Consider the following 18,243-nt stretch of genomic DNA (forward strand, 5'->3'; position numbering starts at 1 on the left):
ATCAGGCAGTCAGGCGGCTCGCGTCTTGCGCGATAACCAGTTCTTCGTTGGTTGGGATAACCACCGCAGGACGGGTACCTTCTTTGTTGATGAAACCAGATTTGCCGAAACGTGCAGCCAGGTTGCGTTCATGATCAACTTCAAAGCCCAGCACGCCCAGTTTGCCCAGAGACAGCTCACGAACCATCGCGGCATTTTCACCGATACCACCGGTGAATACAACAGCGTCCAGACGACCATCCATCAGCGCAGTGTAGGCACCGATGTATTTCGCCAGGCGGTGGCAGTAAACGTCCATTGCGCGCTTCGCATCTTCTTTCGTCGCGTAGTTGTCTTCAACATAGCGGCAGTCGCTGGTCACTTCGGTCAGACCCAGCAGGCCAGACTCTTTGGTCAGCAGTTTGTTGATTGCGTCAACGCTCATGCCCAGGGTGTCGTGCAGGTGGAAGATGATCGCCGGATCGATATCACCAGAACGGGTACCCATGACCAGACCTTCCAGCGGGGTCAGGCCCATAGAGGTGTCAACGCATTTACCGTTGCGGATAGCAGAAACGGAACCACCGTTGCCCAGGTGGCAGGTGATGATGTTCAGTTCTTCTACCGGTTTGTTCAGCATTTTTGCCGCTTCCTGGGTTACATAGAAGTGGCTGGTGCCGTGCGCGCCGTAACGACGGATGCCGTGCTCTTTGTACAGGTTGTACGGCAGGGCGTAGAGGTAAGACTCTTCCGGCATAGTCTGGTGGAACGCGGTGTCAAATACAGCAACGTTTTTGTCTTTCAGCTGTGGGAAAGATTTCAGAGCTTCTTCGATACCGATCAGGTGAGCCGGGTTGTGCAGCGGTGCAAAAGAAGCTGCATCTTTGATACCCTGAATAACAGACTCATCGATCACTACGGAGCTGGTATACTTTTCGCCGCCGTGTACGATACGGTGACCGATAGCAGTCAGCTGCGCAGACAGTTCTGGTTTTTGTGCCAGAATAGTATTAACGATAAAGTTGAGCGCTTCGCTGTGAGCGGCGCCTGCACCTAAAGCCGCTTCCTGTTTATTGCCGTCCATTTTCCATTTGATACGTGCTTCGGGCAGGTGGAAACATTCGGCTAAACCAGAAAGGTACTCTTCACCATTTACTGCATCGATGATGGCAAATTTCAGTGAAGAACTACCGCAGTTCAGAACCAGTACTAACTTACTCGACATGGAAGTACCTATAATTGATACGTGGCTAAAAAAACGTCAGGGAGCCATAGAGCGTAGCGCATGATGACACCGACATTTATGATTAACATCATGCACTGCAAATTTTTTTTGCATGATGGAAGAAATATCTTGAGTCTATGCCATTTTGCGTAATTTTCAGCCAATGGCATAATGTATATGAATTTGACGACTCAATGAATATGTACTACTTAGGCCTTCAGGCTGCTAAAGGATACCTGATAGTGGGTATGGAAGACAAAATGTTTTGAACGTTGTCCCGCTGAGTTGTGAATTTGCACAAATTTTTGAATCTTTATATGTGAAGTTGAGGTGAAGCATGTCAACGCCGGATAATCGTTCTGTTAATTTTTTTAGCTTGTTTCGCCGGGGACAGCATTACTCAAAGACGTGGCCGCTGGAAAAACGCCTTGCCCCGGTCTTTGTCGAAAATCGCGTTATCAAGATGACGCGTTATGCGATCCGTTTTATGCCGCCGATCGCCGTATTTACTCTCTGCTGGCAGATTGCCCTGGGCGGTCAGCTTGGGCCGGCAGTTGCCACTGCGCTGTTCGCCTTAAGTTTACCCATGCAGGGATTGTGGTGGCTGGGCAAACGTTCTGTAACGCCATTACCCCCTGCAATCCTTAACTGGTTTTATGAAGTTCGCGGTAAATTGCAGGAGTCTGGACAGGTGTTGGCACCCGTTGAAGGCAAGCCTGATTACCAGGCATTAGCTGACACGCTTAAGCGCGCCTTCAAACAACTGGATAAAACTTTCCTTGATGATTTGTAATTGACCCCTGATTACGCATATAAAAGAAGGCATACTCAGCCTTCTTTTTTTTCACCGTAGTAGAGTGATACAGGAGTCAACAATGGAAATGACCAACGCGCAACGTCTTATTTTGTCTAACCAGTACAAGATGATGACTATGCTCGATCCGGCAAATGCTGAACGTTACCGTCGCCTGCAAACAATCATTGAGCGTGGTTATGGATTACAGATGCGTGAACTGGATCGCGAGTTTGGCGAGCTGAAAGAAGAAACCTGCCGCACTATCATCGACATTATGGAGATGTATCATGCGTTGCATGTTTCCTGGTCTAATTTGCAGGACCAGCAATCCATCGATGAACGTCGTGTCACCTTCCTCGGCTTTGACGCCGCCACTGAAGCACGTTACCTCGGTTATGTCCGCTTTATGGTTAATGTGGAAGGGCGCTATACCCATTTTGACGCTGGAACTCACGGTTTTAACGCCCAGACGCCAATGTGGGAAAAATATCAACGCATGCTTAATGTGTGGCATGCCTGCCCGCGTCAGTACCATTTGAGCGCCAACGAAATTAATCAAATTATCAACGCCTGAGGAGGCCCGCGTGCGGTGCAAAGGTTTTCTGTTTGATCTTGATGGAACGCTGGTGGATTCCCTGCCTGCGGTAGAACGGGCGTGGAGCAACTGGGCCAGACGTCATGGGTTAGCGCCGGAAGAGGTGCTGGCTTTTATTCACGGTAAACAGGCGATCACCTCTCTGCGCCATTTTATGGCGGGCAAATCCGAGGCTGATATTGCCGCCGAGTTTACGCGTCTGGAGCAAATCGAGGCCACGGAAACCGAGGGTATTACCGCGCTTCCGGGGGCAATCGCCTTACTCAATCATTTGAATAAAGCAGGTATTCCGTGGGCCATTGTGACTTCTGGCTCCATGCCGGTAGCGCGAGCGCGCCATAAAGTAGCTGGGCTTCCCGCACCAGAGGTGTTTGTAACCGCTGAGCGAGTGAAGCGTGGAAAACCAGAACCTGATGCGTATCTGTTAGGCGCGCAGCTGCTGGGGCTTGCGCCGCAGGAGTGTGTGGTGGTGGAAGATGCTCCCGCTGGCGTGCTTTCTGGCCTGGCGGCGGGTTGTCATGTCATTGCGGTTAACGCTCCGGCAGATACCCCGCGCCTGAATGAGGTCGATTTGGTCCTCCACAGTCTGGAGCAAATTACTGTGACCAAACAGCCAAATGGCGATGTTATTATTCAGTGAAACACCTGATCATGATTTAGCCCCGTCTCGTCGGGGCTTTTTTATGGCAGAATCAAGTCATCCCCCTCAATTAACAAGGATAAGTTGTGAACGGTGAATTGATTTGGGTTCTTTCATTACTGGCTGTTGCCATCATCTTGTTTGCGACGGGCAGAGTGCGTATGGATGCGGTCGCTTTGTTTGTTATTGTCGCGTTTGCATTAAGCGGAACGCTGACGGTCCCCGAAGTATTTTCCGGCTTTTCCGATCCTAACGTTGTCCTGATTGCCGCCTTGTTCATTATTGGCGATGGTTTGGTCCGTACCGGTGTTGCCACTGTAATGGGGACATGGCTGGTCAAAGTGGCGGGCAACAGTGAAATCAAAATGTTGGTTTTGTTGATGCTGACCGTCGCGGGGCTTGGCGCGTTTATGAGTTCAACCGGCGTTGTCGCTATCTTTATTCCCGTGGTGTTAAGCGTTGCCATGCGTATGCAAACGTCGCCGTCGCGCCTGATGATGCCGTTAAGTTTTGCCGGGCTGATAAGCGGCATGATGACGCTGGTGGCGACGCCGCCGAACCTGGTAGTCAACAGTGAATTGCTGCGTGAAGGCTATCATGGTTTTAGTTTCTTTAGCGTAACACCTATTGGCCTGGTCGTGCTGGTGCTGGGTATTTTGTATATGTTAGTGATGCGTTTCATGCTGAAAGGGGATACCCAGACCCCGCAGCGCGAAGGCTGGACGCGTCGAACCTTTCGCGATCTTATCCGTGAATATCGACTGACCGGGCGTGCGCGTCGTCTGGCTATTCGCCCCGGTTCGCCAATGATTGGTCAACGGCTGGACGATCTCAAACTACGTGAGCGTTATGGCGCTAACGTCATCGGTGTTGAACGCTGGCGGCGTTTTCGTCGCGTTATCGTGAATGTTAACGGGGTTTCTGAATTTCGCGCGCGTGACGTTTTGCTTATTGATATGTCTGCGGCTGATGTCGATCTCCGGCAATTTTGTAGTGAGCAGTTGCTGGAGCCGATGGTACTACGCGGCGAGTATTTTTCTGACCAGGCCCTTGATGTGGGCATGGCAGAGATTTCATTAATTCCTGAGTCAGAACTGATTGGTAAATCGGTGCGCGAAATTGGTTTTCGTACCCGCTACGGACTGAATGTGGTGGGGCTAAAGCGCAATGGCGTGGCGCTGGAAGGTTCGCTGGCGGATGAGCCTCTGCTGCTGGGCGATATCATCCTGGTTGTTGGTAACTGGAAACTGATCGGTATGCTGGCCAAACAGGGCCGCGACTTCGTAGCGCTGAACTTACCGGAAGAGGTGAGTGAAGCATCGCCCGCGCACAGCCAGGCACCCCATGCGATTTTCTGTCTGGTGCTAATGGTGGCGTTAATGCTGACCGATGAAATTCCTAATCCTGTTGCCGCTATCATCGCCTGCCTGCTGATGGGGAAATTCCGCTGTATCGATGCTGAAAGCGCCTATAAATCCATTCACTGGCCGAGCATTATTTTGATCGTTGGGATGATGCCGTTTGCTGTGGCATTACAGAAAACGGGAGGTGTCGCGCTGGCGGTGAAAGGGCTGATGGACATTGGCGGCGGTTACGGGCCACATATGATGCTGGGTTGTTTGTTTGTCTTGTCGGCGGTTATTGGGCTATTTATCTCTAATACCGCAACGGCGGTGTTGATGGCTCCGATTGCGCTGGCTGCTGCCAAAACGATGGGTGTGTCGCCTTATCCATTTGCGATGGTCGTGGCGATGGCAGCATCCGCCGCCTTTATGACGCCGGTTTCTTCACCTGTTAACACACTGGTTTTAGGTCCGGGAAATTACAGCTTCAGTGACTTTGTGAAGTTGGGGGTACCGTTCACCATTATCGTGATGGCGGTTTGTGTGGTGATGATCCCGATGCTGTTTCCGTTTTGACAAGAGCCTGATGTCGCATCCGGCGCTTATTGCCTGATGTCGCATCCGGCGCTTATTGCCTGATGCGACGCAGACTCCGGCTGCTTACAGCGGTGAATCCTGGCTAATCTCATCGAGCGAAAGATGGAAGCTGGGAACAAAGACTTCCATGAAGTAGTCCATCTCCTGGCTGCGGCGCGCTTCAAGCGTCGCTTCCAGTCGCGTTTTTGCCAGCAAGAATTCATTATTTCCCGCCGCGAGTTCTTCCAGACATTTCAGATATGCACACAGTGCATCTGCCTGTTTCACCAGCGATTTCTCTTCATCGCTATATGCATGCTCGTCAATTAACGGCGCAAAAATATCCTGCAGCTCTTCCGGAACCATATCGACCAGTTTTTGCTGAGCGATTTTTTCAATCGCCTTGTATTCCTGAGCGATTTGCGAATTGAAGTATTTCACCGGAGTAGGGAGATCGCCGGTGAGCACTTCTGAGGCATCGTGGTACATCGCCAGTAAAGCGATACGTTCGGCGTTGACATTACCGCCAAATTTCCGATTTTTGATAGCTGCCAGCGCATGGGCGACCATCGCTACCTGCAAACTGTGTTCGGACACATTTTCCGTCCGCACGTTGCGCATCAGCGGCCAGCGGTTAATGAGTTTCAGGCGGGAGAGATGGGCAAAAAAATGGCTCTGTTTCATAGTGACCTTACGTATGATGACATCATCAGGTCATTGTGGCGGGATAACACTGCCGGATGCAATCTCCGGCAGTGAAATTAAGATTACAGCTGATGATAACCAGAAAGGAAACGCGCGAACTTACTCAAAGACAGCTCGATATCATCGACACGCGGTAGCGTGACAATGCGGAAGTGATCCGGCCACGGCCAGTTGAATGCCGTCCCTTGCACCAACAGAACTTTTTCCTGCAACAGGAAATCCAGCACCATTTTCTGATCGTCGTGAATATTAAAGCGTTTGGCGTCGATTTTCGGGAACATGTACAGCGCACCACGCGGTTTCACGCAGGAAACGCCCGGAATATCATTGATCAATTCCCATGCGCGGTTACGCTGCTCATAAAGACGACCGCCAGGGGTAATAAATTCACTGATGCTCTGATAACCGCCCAGCGCGGTCTGAATGGCGTGTTGCGCAGGAACGTTAGCACACAGGCGCATTGAGGCCAGCATTTCCAGACCTTCGATGTAACCTTTGGCGTGTTTTTTCGGCCCGTTCAACACCATCCACCCCTGACGGAAGCCAGCAACGCGGTACGTTTTCGACAGTCCGTTAAAGGTAATAGTCAGCAGATCAGGTGCCAGCGGCGCAATTGAGTGATGCTCAGCGTCGTCGTAGAGAATTTTGTCATAAATTTCATCGGCGAAGATAATGAGATTATGCTGACGTGCAATCTCCACTATCTCCATTAAAAGCTCTTTGGAATATACCGCGCCAGTTGGGTTATTTGGGTTGATAATAACGATCCCACGCGTACGAGGCGTAATTTTAGCGCGAATATCATCAAGGTCCGGGAACCAGTCAGAGGATTCATCGCAAAGATAATGCACCGCTTTACCGCTGGAGAGCGAAACCGCCGCGGTCCATAGTGGGTAATCAGGTGCAGGAACCAACATTTCGTCGCCGCTGTTCAGCAATGCCTGCATTGCCTGAACGATAAGCTCCGATACACCATTGCCGATGTAAATATCTTCCACGGTAACATCACGCATGCCACGAGCCTGGTAGTGCTGCATGATGGCTTTACGCGCGGAGTAAAGCCCTTTGGAATCGCAATACCCTTGAGCGGTAGGCAGGTTGCGAATCACGTCAACGAGGATTTCATCTGGCGCGTCAAAACCGAATGGGGCAGGGTTGCCGATGTTCAGTTTCAGTACCTTGTTACCTTCTTCTTCCAGGCGTTTTGCTTCTTTCAGCACCGGACCACGGATGTCGTAACAGACATTCTCTAATTTGCTGGATTTTTCAATGGGGGACATGAATCTTGACCTTTTTTGCTGTTATCGCCACTCCCTGCCGTGGAAGTCAGCTTAGAACAATGTACTCCCCCAGGACGGCGTTTTGAAGGTCTGCAGAATAAGATTTTGCCAGAGGGGAAGACTCGATTGTGCTGTTAATAACTTAATAATGGCAAAATAATGAGGTGTATATGCTTAGTAATTAATGTTATGTAGTGAATTGTTCTGATTCTTAATTGTGAGTGTGGTTTTTTTATCTGTAAGATAATTGTTTGAAAATGCCTCGTTTAAGAATTCACTAATGAATCGTGATGATGATATTTCCGCATTACGGAGAGTTTAACAGCGTGATGATTTCCGAGGTGTCGTAATGGGTGCAAGGTGTGAAACTATTGTTAAGCGGGATTAATGTATGAGGATGATGCTAATTAATTATTATTTAATATTCAAAAAGGTTTTGTTGTGCTTATTAATAATAGAAGATTACTTTGCCTAACATAACATAACTTTGCATCAGATAATTCGCAATGACCCTTATAAATAAAAGGTTTTTGGGGTAAAATGCTCGCATAAATGACGGATCCCTGCTCTTGATGCCGCCTCACCATTGCTGTTTGTACGTGTTCGCGTATGACCAGCGATGCTGCACGAGAGTGGAACAAGGACTCACATTTACATTTATACAAACACGCGCATGTCATAAATACAAAAGAGTGAGTAACTTAATAGATATGCGATTCCTGAAGATATATTCTGTGATCTACTTCAGGCATTATAACGGAACAATGTGAGTCGCTTTTTTAGTGCAACTCATATGCATTTTTACTTTCGTCCGGGTTCCGGATGAAACTGCCAGGGAGGCACATTACAAATGGAATTGCTTGTTTGTGTGTGCACAGCATTAACCAGCTCAGTATGAGCCGCCAGTAAGTGATAATATATGATAAGTGCAAATCGTCCGATAATTAACCTCGACCTCGATCTGCTGAGAACATTTGTTGCTGTTGCCGATCTGAACACTTTTGCTGCCGCAGCTGCCGCTGTGTGTCGTACTCAGTCCGCCGTAAGTCAGCAAATGCAGCGTCTGGAACAACTCGTTGGGAAAGAACTGTTCGCTCGTCACGGTCGCAACAAACTGTTAACTGAACATGGCATTCAACTTCTTGGTTACGCCAGAAAAATTCTGCGTTTTAATGATGAGGCCTGCTCATCATTAATGTTCAGTAATCTTCAGGGCGTGTTAACTATCGGTGCTTCAGATGAATCTGCCGATACGATCTTACCTTTCCTGTTAAATCGCGTGAGTTCGGTTTATCCGAAACTAGCGCTGGATGTCCGCGTTAAACGTAATGCCTATATGGCAGAAATGCTGGAATCCCAGGAAGTGGATTTGATGGTAACCACCCATCGTCCTTCAACGTTTAAGGCATTGAACCTGCGTACCTCGCCAACACACTGGTACTGCGCAGCGGAATACGTATTGCAAAAAGGCGAGCCGATCCCTCTTGTATTGCTGGATGATCCTAGCCCGTTTCGCGATATGGTGCTGGCGACGCTTAATAAAGCAGATATTCCATGGCGACTGGCTTATGTCGCCTCGACGCTTCCGGCAGTTCGTGCGGCAGTAAAAGCCGGTCTTGGCGTGACGGCAAGGCCGGTCGAGATGATGAGTCCAGACCTGCGTGTGCTGAGTGGAGTAGATGGCTTACCGCCGCTACCCGATACCGAATATTTGCTGTGCTATGACCCGTCCAGTAATAATGAGCTGGCCCAGGTGATCTATCAGGCGATGGAGAGCTACCATAATCCGTGGCAATACAGCCCAATGTCTGCTCCGGAAGGCGATGACTCATTGTTGATTGAAAGGGATATCGAGTAATCGACGGACCATAGATAATTTCTGAGACAATAGTGTAAAAACGAGCCGCTGGGGGTGTTTTAAACCCCAGCGGCTTTTTTTTAGTAAAAAGCCTTCCTCGTATCGTGCAGAACGTACAAAACTGTTCATTTTTCAATCACCAGAGATTCACGTCCCGAACGCACAAATAATCGCCTGAAAAAAATCACCTGCTACAATGATGTTAAAAAATACGTAAATTTGTTGCTGCGTTTTTGTTATGGAATGACAAAAGCGTGTCACAGATCAAGAAAATACTCTCTTTTGGGGGGAGGAATCGACACAAATTCCTGTCAAAATAGACCCGTATTTTTTCCATTGCTTCACAACGGACACGATTCAACAACATCTAATTATCCTGGAGTCGTCAAGGATCTGGGTTGAAAGGGCATTAAATGCTAATGGTGTTGATATTATGTAAACTAATGTGAAGAAACTTTTGTTAAAGTTGACAAAAGGTTATAGAAAGGAGTAAAAGACCACATCAATTAGCTGTATAAAAGAATTTCTACAGTGATTGTAAGGTTTTTTTTATTCCTCCCCATGAATCGATGTGGCGTCCATCTGCCGTGAAGAGCAGTGAATCTGGCGCTACTTTTGATGAGTAAGCAATGAGTATGTCAACATCCACTGAAGTCATCGCTCATCACTGGGCATTCGCTATCTTTCTTATCGTTGCCATTGGCCTGTGTTGCCTGATGCTGGTAGGCGGTTGGTTTTTAGGCGGTCGCGCACGCGCAAGGTCGAAAAACGTTCCGTTTGAATCCGGTATCGACTCGGTCGGCTCCGCCCGCTTACGCCTGTCCGCCAAGTTTTATCTGGTGGCCATGTTCTTCGTTATCTTCGACGTTGAAGCGCTGTATCTGTTCGCATGGTCAACCTCTATCCGCGAAAGCGGCTGGGTAGGCTTTGTGGAAGCTGCAATTTTTATTTTTGTGTTACTGGCAGGTCTGGTTTATCTGGTGCGTATTGGCGCGCTGGACTGGACGCCCGCGCGTTCACGCCGCGAGCGTATGAACCCGGAAACGAACAGTATCGCTAATCGTCAACGCTAACCGCGAGGCATTAAGATGGATTATACGCTCACCCGCATAGATCCCAACGGTGAGAACGACCGTTACCCCCTGCAAAAGCAGGAGATCGTAACCGACCCTCTGGAGCAAGAAGTTAACAAAAACGTGTTTATGGGCAAGCTCAATGACATGGTTAACTGGGGTCGTAAAAACTCAATTTGGCCGTATAACTTCGGTCTTTCCTGCTGTTACGTTGAGATGGTGACTTCGTTTACCGCGGTGCATGACGTGGCGCGTTTTGGCGCAGAAGTATTGCGTGCTTCGCCGCGTCAGGCTGACCTGATGGTGGTGGCAGGAACCTGCTTTACCAAAATGGCACCGGTTATTCAGCGTCTGTATGACCAGATGTTGGAACCAAAATGGGTTATCTCAATGGGTGCCTGTGCCAACTCCGGCGGTATGTACGATATTTATTCCGTTGTGCAGGGCGTCGATAAATTCATCCCGGTTGATGTGTATATCCCGGGCTGCCCGCCGCGTCCTGAAGCGTACATGCAGGCACTGATGCTGTTGCAGGAATCTATCGGCAAAGAACGTCGTCCGCTCTCCTGGGTGGTTGGCGATCAGGGCGTTTATCGCGCCAATATGCAATCAGAGCGCGAACGCAAGCGCGGTGAACGCATTGCCGTAACCAACCTGCGTACACCTGACGAGATTTAATTTGCGCCTGTCGGCAAAGGGATTTTTCTTCGCTTATTCCTAAATCTATTTCGCGAAGCTTACTGCGCCGACAGTCACCACGGACCATTTGCAATGGTGAACAATATGACCGACTTAACCGCGCAAGAACCCGCCTGGCAGACCCGCGATCATCTTGATGATCCGGTGATTGGCGAACTGCGCAACCGTTTTGGGCCGGATGCCTTTACTGTTCAGGCGACTCGCACCGGGGTTCCCGTTGTGTGGATCAAGCGTGAACAATTACTGGAAGTTGGCGATTTCTTAAAGAAACTGCCGAAACCTTACGTCATGCTGTTTGACTTACACGGCATGGACGAACGTCTGCGCACACACCGCGAAGGGTTACCTGCCGCGGATTTTTCCGTTTTCTACCATCTGATTTCTATCGATCGTAACCGCGACATCATGCTGAAGGTGGCGCTGGCAGAAAACGACCTGCACGTACCGACCTTCACCAAACTGTTCCCGAACGCCAACTGGTATGAGCGTGAAACCTGGGATCTGTTTGGCATTACTTTCGACGGTCACCCGAACCTGCGCCGCATCATGATGCCGCAAACCTGGAAAGGTCACCCGCTGCGTAAAGATTATCCGGCGCGCGCTACCGAATTCTCGCCGTTTGAGCTGACCAAAGCCAAACAGGACCTGGAGATGGAAGCCCTGACCTTCAAACCGGAAGAGTGGGGGATGAAGCGCGGCACCGAAAACGAGGACTTCATGTTCCTCAACCTCGGCCCGAACCACCCGTCGGCGCACGGGGCTTTCCGCATCGTTTTGCAGCTTGATGGCGAAGAAATTGTCGACTGCGTACCAGACATCGGCTACCACCACCGTGGTGCGGAGAAAATGGGCGAACGCCAGTCCTGGCACAGCTACATTCCGTATACCGACCGTATCGAATACCTCGGCGGCTGCGTTAACGAAATGCCTTACGTGCTGGCGGTAGAGAAACTGGCCGGGATCACCGTGCCGGATCGCGTTAACGTCATTCGCGTAATGCTTTCTGAGCTGTTCCGCATCAACAGCCATCTGCTGTATATATCCACCTTTATTCAGGACGTCGGCGCGATGACGCCAGTGTTCTTCGCCTTTACCGATCGTCAGAAAATTTACGATCTGGTGGAAGCAATCACTGGTTTTCGTATGCACCCGGCGTGGTTCCGTATTGGCGGCGTAGCGCACGACCTGCCGCGCGGCTGGGATCGCCTGCTGCGTGAGTTCCTCGACTGGATGCCGAAACGTCTGGCGTCTTACGAGAAAGCGGCGCTGCAAAACACCATTCTGAAAGGTCGTTCCCAGGGCGTTGCCGCCTATGGCGCGAAAGAGGCGCTGGAGTGGGGCACCACCGGTGCGGGCCTGCGCGCCACCGGGATCGACTTCGACGTGCGTAAGGCGCGTCCTTATTCTGGCTATGAAAACTTCGACTTTGAAATCCCGGTGGGTGGTGGTGTTTCTGACTGCTACACCCGCGTAATGCTGAAAGTGGAAGAGCTGCGCCAGAGTCTGCGCATTCTTGAGCAGTGCCTCAACAACATGCCGGAAGGCCCGTTCAAAGCGGATCACCCGCTGACCACGCCGCCGCCGAAAGAGCGCACGCTGCAACATATCGAAACCCTGATCACCCACTTCCTGCAAGTGTCGTGGGGTCCGGTGATGCCAGCCAATGAATCTTTCCAGATGATTGAGGCGACCAAGGGGATCAACAGTTACTACCTGACCAGCGACGGTAGCACCATGAGTTATCGCACCCGTATCCGTACGCCGAGTTATGCGCATTTGCAGCAAATTCCGGCGGCGATCCGCGGCAGCCTGGTGTCTGACCTGATTGTTTATCTGGGCAGTATCGATTTTGTTATGTCAGATGTGGACCGCTAATTATGCACGAGAATCAACAACCACAAACCGAGGCTTTTGAGCTGAGTGCGGCAGAGCGTGAAGCGATTGAGCACGAAATGCACCACTACGAAGACCCGCGTGCGGCGTCCATTGAAGCGCTGAAAATCGTTCAGAAGCAGCGTGGCTGGGTGCCGGATGGCGCGATCCACGCGATCGCCGATGTGCTGGGTATTCCGGCGAGCGACGTCGAAGGTGTGGCAACGTTTTATAGCCAGATCTTCCGCCAGCCGGTTGGTCGCCATGTGATCCGTTATTGCGACAGCGTGGTCTGTCATATCAACGGTTATCAGGGTATTCAGGCGGCGCTCGAGAAAAAGCTGAACATCAAACCAGGGCAAACGACATTTGACGGTCGCTTTACGCTGCTGCCAACTTGCTGCCTGGGGAACTGTGATAAAGGGCCAAACATGATGATCGATGAGGATACTCACGCACATCTGACCCCGGAAGCGATCCCTGAACTGCTGGAGCGGTATAAATGAAAAACATTATCCGTACTCCCGAAACGCATCCGCTGACCTGGCGTCTGCGCGATGACAAACAGCCAGTGTGGCTGGACGAATATCGCAGCAAAAACGGTTACGAAGGCGCGCGTAAGGCGCTGACCGGGCTGTCTCCGGACGAAATCGTTAATCAGGTAAAAGACGCTGGTCTGAAAGGGCGCGGCGGCGCGGGCTTTTCGACTGGTCTGAAGTGGAGCCTGATGCCGAAAGACGAATCCATGAATATCCGTTACCTACTGTGTAACGCCGATGAAATGGAGCCGGGCACCTATAAAGACCGTCTGCTGATGGAGCAACTGCCGCACCTGCTGGTGGAAGGTATGCTCATCTCCGCGTTTGCGCTGAAAGCGTACCGTGGCTACATCTTCCTGCGCGGCGAATATATCGAAGCGGCAGTGAATCTGCGCCGTGCCATTGCCGAAGCCACCGAAGCAGGCCTGCTTGGCAAAAACATTATGGGAACAGGTTTCGATTTCGAACTGTTCGTCCATACCGGGGCTGGGCGCTACATCTGCGGTGAAGAAACAGCGTTAATCAACTCCCTGGAAGGGCGTCGCGCTAACCCACGCTCGAAGCCTCCATTCCCGGCAACCTCCGGTGCATGGGGCAAACCGACCTGTGTCAATAACGTCGAAACCCTGTGTAACGTTCCGGCGATCCTCGCTAACGGCGTGGAGTGGTATCAGAACATCTCGAAAAGTAAAGATGCTGGCACCAAGCTGATGGGCTTCTCCGGTCGGGTGAAAAATCCGGGCCTGTGGGAACTGCCATTCGGCACCACCGCACGCGAGATCCTCGAAGATTACGCCGGTGGTATGCGTGACGGTCTGAAATTCAAAGCCTGGCAGCCAGGCGGTGCTGGTACTGACTTCCTGACTGAAGCGCACCTTGACCTGCCGATGGAATTCGAAAGTATCGGTAAAGCGGGAAGCCGTCTGGGTACGGCGCTGGCGATGGCGGTTGACCATGAGATCAACATGGTGTCGCTGGTGCGTAACCTGGAAGAGTTTTTCGCCCGTGAGTCCTGCGGCTGGTGTACGCCGTGCCGCGACGGTCTGCCGTGGAGCGTGAAAATTCTGCGTGCGCTGGAGCGTGGCGAAGGTCAGCCGGGCGATATCGAAACACTTGAGCAACTGTGTCGATTCTTAGGCCCGGGTAAAACTTTCTGTGCCCACGCACCTGGTGCAGTGGAGCCGTTACAGAGCGCCATCAAATATTTCCGCGAAGAATTTGAGGCGGGAATCAAACAGCCGTTCAGCAATACCCATTTGATTAATGGGATTCAGCCGAACCTGCTGAAAGAGCGCTGGTAACCGAATTTCGATTAACGCTCAGTCTCTGACTGAGAAAACTGGAAGCATGCTAATGGCTACAATTCATGTAGACGGCAAAGAATACGAGGTCAACGGAGCGGACAACCTGCTGGAAGCTTGTCTGTCTCTGGGCCTTGATATTCCTTACTTTTGCTGGCATCCGGCGCTGGGAAGCGTCGGTGCTTGCCGCCAGTGTGCGGTGAAGCAATACCAAAACGCGGAAGACACGCGTGGTCGCCTGGTGATGTCCTGTATGACACCGGCTTCCGATGGCACCTTTATTTCCATTGACGACGAAGAAGCGAAACAGTTCCGTGAAAGTGTGGTCGAGTGGTTAATGACCAACCACCCGCACGACTGTCCGGTATGTGAAGAGGGCGGTAACTGCCATCTTCAGGATATGACTGTGATGACCGGACACAGCTTCCGTCGCTACCGTTTCACCAAACGTACCCACCGTAATCAGGATTTGGGGCCATTCATCTCTCACGAAATGAACCGCTGCATCGCCTGCTACCGCTGCGTGCGTTACTACAAAGATTACGCTGACGGCACGGACCTGGGCGTTTACGGTGCGCACGACAACGTCTACTTCGGTCGCCCGGAAGACGGCACGCTGGAAAGCGAATTTTCCGGTAATCTGGTCGAGATTTGCCCGACCGGCGTATTCACCGACAAAACGCACTCCGAGCGTTACAACCGTAAATGGGATATGCAGTTTGCGCCGAGCATCTGCCAGCAATGTTCCATCGGCTGTAACATCAGCCCCGGCGAGCGTTACGGCGAACTGCGTCGTATCGAAAACCGTTACAACGGTACGGTAAACCACTACTTCCTCTGCGACCGTGGTCGTTTCGGTTACGGCTACGTCAACCTGAAAGATCGTCCGCGTCAGCCAGTACAGCGTCGTGGCGATGATTTCATTACCCTCAATGCCGAACAGGCAATGCAGGGCGCAGCAGATATTCTGCGTCAGTCGAAGAAAGTGATCGGTATTGGTTCTCCGCGTGCCAGCGTGGAAAGCAACTTTGCGCTGCGTGAGCTGGTGGGCGAAGAAAACTTCTACACCGGTATCGCTCACGGTGAGCAGGAACGTCTGCAACTGGCGCTGAAAGTGCTGCGTGAAGGCGGCATTTATACTCCGGCACTGCGCGAAATCGAATCTTACGATGCGGTACTGGTGCTGGGCGAAGACGTTACCCAGACCGGCGCGCGCGTCGCGCTGGCAGTGCGTCAGGCGGTGAAAGGTAAAGCGCGCGAAATGGCGGCAGCACAGAAAGTGGCTGACTGGCAGATTGCGGCAATCCTCAACATCGGTCAACGTGCGAAGCATCCGCTGTTTGTTACCAACGTTGATGATACCCGTCTGGATGATATCGCGGCGTGGACTTACCGCGCACCGGTTGAAGATCAGGCGCGTTTAGGTTTTGCCATCGCCCATGCGCTGGACAACTCCGCACCAGCGGTTGACGGTATCGAACCTGAGCTGCAAAGCAAAATCGACGTCATCGTGCAGGCTCTGGCGGGTGCGAAGAAACCGTTGATTATCTCCGGGACGAACGCTGGTAGCGCTGAAGTGATTCAGGCGGCGGCTAACGTGGCGAAAGCCCTGAAAGGTCGCGGCGCTGACGTTGGTATCACCATGATTGCCCGCTCTGTAAACAGCATGGGGCTGGGCATTATGGGCGGTGGATCGCTTGAAGAAGCGTTAACCGAACTGGAAACCGGACGCGCCGACGCGGTGGTGGTGCTGGAAAACGATCTGCATCGTCACGCTTCCGCTACCCGCGTGAATGCTGCGCTGGCTAAAGCGCCGCTGGTGATGGTGGTTGACCATCAACGCACAGCGATTATGGAAAACGCCCATCTGGTACTTTCTGCTGCCAGCTTTGCTGAAAGCGACGGTACGGTAATTAATAATGAAGGTCGCGCCCAACGTTTCTTCCAGGTTTACGATCCGGCTTATTACGACAGCAAAACTGTCATGCTGGAAAGCTGGTGCTGGTTACACTCGCTGCACAGCACCTTGCTGAGCCGTGAAGTGGACTGGACGCAGCTCGACCATGTGATTGACGCTGTTGTGGCGAAAATCCCGGAACTGGCGGGTATCAAAGATGCTGCGCCGGATGCGACATTCCGTATTCGTGGGCAGAAACTGGCCCGTGAGCCGCACCGTTACAGCGGTCGTACCGCCATGCGCGCCAATATCAGCGTTCATGAGCCGCGTCAGCCGCAGGATATTGACACCATGTTCACCTTCTCGATGGAAGGTAACAACCAGCCGACCGCGCACCGTTCGCAAGTGCCGTTTGCCTGGGCACCGGGCTGGAACTCCCCGCAGGCGTGGAACAAATTCCAGGACGAAGTGGGCGGCAAACTGCGCTTTGGCGATCCAGGTGTGCGTCTGTTTGAAACCAGCGAAAACGGTCTGGATTACTTCACCAGCGTACCGGCACGCTTCCAGCCGCAGGCAGGGAAATGGCGTATCGCGCCGTACTACCACCTGTTTGGCAGCGATGAATTGTCACAGCGTGCTCCGGTTTTCCAGAGCCGTATGCCACAGCCGTACATCAAACTTAACCCGGCGGATGCCGCGAAGTTGGGTGTGAACGCGGGCACTCGCGTCTCCTTTAGCTACGATGGCAACACGGTCACGCTGCCGGTTGAAATCGCCGAAGGGCTGACGGCAGGGCAGGTTGGCTTGCCGATGGGTATGTCCGGCATTGCTCCGGTGCTGGCTGGCGCGCATCTTGAGGATCTCAAGGAGGCACAACAATGAGTTGGATATCACCGGAACTGATTGAGATCCTGCTGACCATCCTCAAAGCGGTGGTGATCCTGCTGGTGGTTGTCACCTGTGGGGCATTCATGAGCTTTGGCGAACGTCGCCTGCTGGGTCTGTTCCAGAACCGTTACGGACCTAACCGTGTTGGCTGGGGCGGCTCGCTCCAGCTGGTCGCGGACATGATCAAGATGTTCTTTAAAGAAGACTGGATCCCGAAATTCTCGGATCGCGTCATCTTTACCCTGGCACCGATGATTGCCTTTACCTCGCTGCTGCTGGCCTTTGCGATTGTGCCAGTCAGCCCAGGTTGGGTGGTTGCCGACCTGAACATCGGGATTTTGTTCTTCCTGATGATGGCCGGTCTGGCGGTCTACGCGGTGCTGTTTGCGGGCTGGTCAAGTAACAACAAATACTCGTTGCTGGGGGCGATGCGTGCTTCTGCGCAGACTCTGAGCTACGAAGTGTTCCTCGGGCTTTCCCTGATGGGCGTGGTGGCGCAGGCCGGTTCATTCAACATGACCGACATCGTCAACAGCCAGGCGCATGTGTGGAACGTCATCCCGCAATTCTTTGGTTTTATTACCTTTGCCATCGCGGGCGTGGCGGTGTGTCACCGTCACCCGTTTGACCAGCCGGAAGCCGAGCAGGAACTGGCGGATGGTTACCACATTGAATATTCCGGTATGAAGTTCGGTCTGTTCTTCGTGGGTGAGTACATCGGGATTGTGACCATCTCTGCATTGATGGTGACGCTGTTCTTCGGTGGCTGGCAAGGCCCGTTGTTACCGCCATTCATCTGGTTCGCGCTGAAAACCGCGTTCTTTATGATGATGTTCATTTTGATTCGTGCGTCGTTACCGCGTCCGCGTTATGACCAGGTAATGTCCTTCGGCTGGAAAATCTGCCTGCCGCTGACGCTGATCAACTTGCTGGTAACGGCGGCTGTCATTCTCTGGCAGGCGCAATAAGGGGCAATA

At 51.9% G+C, this 18,243-nt stretch carries 15 protein-coding genes; 12 read left to right on the top strand and 3 right to left on the bottom strand.

Annotated features, from left to right (window positions below; all coding sequences use genetic code 11):
* Position 1 precedes the first annotated feature (1 nt).
* On the bottom strand, positions 2 to 1,204 hold the full coding sequence (gene ackA, locus ACK8NJ_RS07545) for an acetate kinase (protein WP_000095707.1): 1,203 nt from the start codon (positions 1,202 to 1,204) through the stop codon (positions 2 to 4).
* 337 nt (positions 1,205 to 1,541) lie between these two features.
* Between ackA and yfbV the strand changes: the two genes are divergently transcribed.
* The 4 genes from yfbV to ACK8NJ_RS07565 all read left to right on the top strand — a co-directional run bounded on the left by yfbV (position 1,542) and on the right by ACK8NJ_RS07565 (position 5,154).
* On the top strand, positions 1,542 to 1,997 hold the full coding sequence (gene yfbV / locus ACK8NJ_RS07550; protein ID WP_000106627.1) for a terminus macrodomain insulation protein YfbV: 456 nt from the start codon (positions 1,542 to 1,544) through the stop codon (positions 1,995 to 1,997).
* 82 nt (positions 1,998 to 2,079) lie between these two features.
* On the top strand, positions 2,080 to 2,574 hold the full coding sequence (locus ACK8NJ_RS07555) for a YfbU family protein (RefSeq protein ID WP_000426124.1): 495 nt from the start codon (positions 2,080 to 2,082) through the stop codon (positions 2,572 to 2,574).
* Positions 2,575 to 2,584: 10 nt separating this feature from the next.
* Positions 2,585 to 3,235, top strand: a complete 651-nt coding sequence (hxpA, locus tag ACK8NJ_RS07560; RefSeq protein ID WP_001203403.1) for a hexitol phosphatase HxpA — start codon at positions 2,585 to 2,587, stop codon at positions 3,233 to 3,235.
* A gap of 86 nt (positions 3,236 to 3,321) precedes the next feature.
* Complete coding sequence (locus ACK8NJ_RS07565) at positions 3,322 to 5,154, top strand: SLC13 family permease (protein WP_097336563.1); 1,833 nt, start codon at positions 3,322 to 3,324, stop codon at positions 5,152 to 5,154.
* Positions 5,155 to 5,238: 84 nt separating this feature from the next.
* On the opposite strand, the gene yfbR is transcribed toward ACK8NJ_RS07565, so the two are convergent.
* Both yfbR and alaA read right to left on the bottom strand, forming a co-directional pair.
* Positions 5,239 to 5,838 carry a 5'-deoxynucleotidase gene (gene yfbR / locus ACK8NJ_RS07570; RefSeq protein WP_000813854.1) on the bottom strand — a complete coding sequence of 200 codons (600 nt, stop codon included), beginning with the start codon at positions 5,836 to 5,838 and terminating at the stop codon, positions 5,239 to 5,241.
* 83 nt (positions 5,839 to 5,921) lie between these two features.
* Positions 5,922 to 7,139 (bottom strand): alanine transaminase AlaA, encoded by a 1,218-nt coding sequence (alaA, locus tag ACK8NJ_RS07575; RefSeq protein WP_000074527.1) that lies wholly within the window; start codon positions 7,137 to 7,139, stop codon positions 5,922 to 5,924.
* A gap of 919 nt (positions 7,140 to 8,058) precedes the next feature.
* On the opposite strand from alaA, the gene lrhA reads away from it, so the two are divergent.
* The 8 genes from lrhA (at position 8,059) to nuoH (ending at position 18,234) form a co-directional block, all read left to right on the top strand.
* Complete coding sequence (gene lrhA, locus ACK8NJ_RS07580) at positions 8,059 to 8,997, top strand: transcriptional regulator LrhA (RefSeq protein WP_000622290.1); 939 nt, start codon at positions 8,059 to 8,061, stop codon at positions 8,995 to 8,997.
* 629 nt (positions 8,998 to 9,626) lie between these two features.
* Positions 9,627 to 10,070, top strand: a complete 444-nt coding sequence (gene nuoA, locus ACK8NJ_RS07585) for an NADH-quinone oxidoreductase subunit NuoA (protein ID WP_000062997.1) — start codon at positions 9,627 to 9,629, stop codon at positions 10,068 to 10,070.
* A 15-nt stretch (positions 10,071 to 10,085) separates the two neighbouring features.
* The gene (nuoB, locus tag ACK8NJ_RS07590; RefSeq protein WP_000386733.1) at positions 10,086 to 10,748 is read left to right on the top strand and encodes an NADH-quinone oxidoreductase subunit NuoB; all 663 of its coding nucleotides are present in this window, start codon (positions 10,086 to 10,088) and stop codon (positions 10,746 to 10,748) included.
* A gap of 93 nt (positions 10,749 to 10,841) precedes the next feature.
* Complete coding sequence (gene nuoC / locus ACK8NJ_RS07595) at positions 10,842 to 12,644, top strand: NADH-quinone oxidoreductase subunit C/D (protein ID WP_000247878.1); 1,803 nt, start codon at positions 10,842 to 10,844, stop codon at positions 12,642 to 12,644.
* 2 nt (positions 12,645 to 12,646) lie between these two features.
* Positions 12,647 to 13,147 carry an NADH-quinone oxidoreductase subunit NuoE gene (gene nuoE / locus ACK8NJ_RS07600; protein ID WP_000545042.1) on the top strand — a complete coding sequence of 167 codons (501 nt, stop codon included), beginning with the start codon at positions 12,647 to 12,649 and terminating at the stop codon, positions 13,145 to 13,147.
* A complete protein-coding gene (nuoF, locus tag ACK8NJ_RS07605; RefSeq protein ID WP_000789500.1) occupies positions 13,144 to 14,481 on the top strand; it encodes an NADH-quinone oxidoreductase subunit NuoF in 1,338 nt (445 codons plus the stop codon). The genes nuoE and nuoF overlap by 4 nt, the downstream gene beginning before the upstream one ends.
* 52 nt (positions 14,482 to 14,533) lie before the next feature.
* The gene (gene nuoG, locus ACK8NJ_RS07610; RefSeq protein ID WP_411962308.1) at positions 14,534 to 17,260 is read left to right on the top strand and encodes an NADH-quinone oxidoreductase subunit NuoG; all 2,727 of its coding nucleotides are present in this window, start codon (positions 14,534 to 14,536) and stop codon (positions 17,258 to 17,260) included.
* Positions 17,257 to 18,234, top strand: coding sequence for an NADH-quinone oxidoreductase subunit NuoH (gene nuoH / locus ACK8NJ_RS07615; RefSeq protein WP_000118507.1), 978 nt, complete (start codon positions 17,257 to 17,259; stop codon positions 18,232 to 18,234). Before nuoG ends, nuoH begins: the two co-directional genes overlap by 4 nt.
* Positions 18,235 to 18,243 lie beyond the last annotated feature (9 nt).

Origin of the sequence: Escherichia sp. F1 (assembly GCF_046764225.1) — a bacterium.
GTDB lineage: Bacteria > Pseudomonadota > Gammaproteobacteria > Enterobacterales > Enterobacteriaceae > Escherichia > Escherichia coli.

Coding starts and splice junctions, on each gene's coding strand:
- nuoG (WP_411962308.1), top strand. CDS start 14,534: ATGGCTACAATTCATGTAGACGGCAAAGAATACGAGGTCAACGGAGCG.
- alaA (WP_000074527.1), bottom strand. CDS start 7,139: ATGTCCCCCATTGAAAAATCCAGCAAATTAGAGAATGTCTGTTACGAC.
- nuoH (WP_000118507.1), top strand. CDS start 17,257: ATGAGTTGGATATCACCGGAACTGATTGAGATCCTGCTGACCATCCTC.
- nuoF (WP_000789500.1), top strand. CDS start 13,144: ATGAAAAACATTATCCGTACTCCCGAAACGCATCCGCTGACCTGGCGT.
- yfbR (WP_000813854.1), bottom strand. CDS start 5,838: ATGAAACAGAGCCATTTTTTTGCCCATCTCTCCCGCCTGAAACTCATT.
- nuoA (WP_000062997.1), top strand. CDS start 9,627: ATGAGTATGTCAACATCCACTGAAGTCATCGCTCATCACTGGGCATTC.
- nuoC (WP_000247878.1), top strand. CDS start 10,842: ATGGTGAACAATATGACCGACTTAACCGCGCAAGAACCCGCCTGGCAG.
- nuoB (WP_000386733.1), top strand. CDS start 10,086: ATGGATTATACGCTCACCCGCATAGATCCCAACGGTGAGAACGACCGT.
- ACK8NJ_RS07555 (WP_000426124.1), top strand. CDS start 2,080: ATGGAAATGACCAACGCGCAACGTCTTATTTTGTCTAACCAGTACAAG.
- lrhA (WP_000622290.1), top strand. CDS start 8,059: ATGATAAGTGCAAATCGTCCGATAATTAACCTCGACCTCGATCTGCTG.
- nuoE (WP_000545042.1), top strand. CDS start 12,647: ATGCACGAGAATCAACAACCACAAACCGAGGCTTTTGAGCTGAGTGCG.
- yfbV (WP_000106627.1), top strand. CDS start 1,542: ATGTCAACGCCGGATAATCGTTCTGTTAATTTTTTTAGCTTGTTTCGC.
- ackA (WP_000095707.1), bottom strand. CDS start 1,204: ATGTCGAGTAAGTTAGTACTGGTTCTGAACTGCGGTAGTTCTTCACTG.